Below are 1,101 nucleotides of genomic sequence, written 5' to 3'. Positions count from 1 at the left end.
TTCAGGGGGTAGTTGTGCCAGGTAAACGACTGTGCCGGGATGAGCGAGTCCAGATCCAGACCCTGTGGGAAGAGGGCTACACCTACGAGCAGATCGGGCAGCGCATCAACCGCTGGCCCTCCACAATCTGGCGGGAGATCGACCGCAACAACTCCTACCGGCACGGCCCCAAGAACCCACGCGGGCAGCAGCTGCCCACAGGTCGGCGTGGCGCCTACCGGTGGGGCTATGACGCGCACTTCGCTCAACGCCACGCCAACCAGCGCGCCTACCGGCCCAAGAAGCGTAAGTGCGCCCCGGGCACCGTGACCCGTTTCCTGGTCCAGGAGGGGCTGCGTCAGCACTGGTCCCCGACCCAGATCGCGGCCCGGTTGCGTAGGGACTTTCCCGATTTCCCGGAGGTATGGGTGTCGCACGAGACCATCTACCAGTCCTTGTACGTGCAGGGCCGCGGTAGTTTGCGCGCGGAGATCGCCCGTCAGGATGCGTTGCGCAGCGGGCGCACGGGCCGCCGGCCGCAGTCGCGGGCGGCCGCGGCGACCCGCTCACGCAGGCCCTGGGCCCATGAGCCGGGTTTTCATATCAGCGACCGTCCAGCCGAAGCGCACGATCGTGCGGTGCCCGGGCACTGGGAAGGTGATCTGGTGGTGGGGGCGCGGGGGTCCTCGGCGATCGTGACGTTGGTGGAGCGCTCGACGCGGTATGTGATGTTGGGGGCGTTGCCCCAGGGGTGGGTCAGCGCCGAGGTGATCGGGGTGTTGGCACGGTTGGCGGGCCGGTTGCCCGCGCACCTGCGCCGGTCCTTGGCTTGGGATCAGGGGTCGGAGATGGCCAGGCATGCTGATTTCACGGTGGTCAGTGGGTGCAAGGTGTTCTTCTGTGATCCGCATTCGCCCTGGCAGCGTGGTTCGAACGAGAACACGAACGGGTTGTTGCGCCAGTACTTTCCTCGGTCCAGCACGGACTTTCGGGACTGGTCCCAGGAGGGGTTGGACGGGGTGGCCGCTGAGCTGAACGGCCGTCCCCGCCAGACTCTGGGGTGGGCCACCCCGGCCGAGGTCCTCAACGAGACCCTCATTGCAACAACCACTTGACCCCAAG

At 66.9% G+C, this 1,101-nt stretch carries 1 protein-coding gene; it reads left to right on the top strand.

Annotation, left to right across the window (positions count from 1 at the left end; genetic code table 11):
- The first annotated feature begins 14 nt into the window (after positions 1-14).
- Positions 15-1,094 carry an IS30 family transposase gene (locus D457_RS33920; RefSeq protein WP_051073096.1) on the top strand — a complete coding sequence of 360 codons (1,080 nt, stop codon included), beginning with the start codon at positions 15-17 and terminating at the stop codon, positions 1,092-1,094.
- Positions 1,095-1,101: the final 7 nt, after the last annotated feature.

This window comes from Nocardiopsis valliformis DSM 45023, assembly GCF_000340985.1.
GTDB lineage: Bacteria > Actinomycetota > Actinomycetes > Streptosporangiales > Streptosporangiaceae > Nocardiopsis > Nocardiopsis exhalans.
Note: the sequence above shows the minus strand (reverse complement) of the source record. Positions and strands in the feature narration are given on the sequence as shown.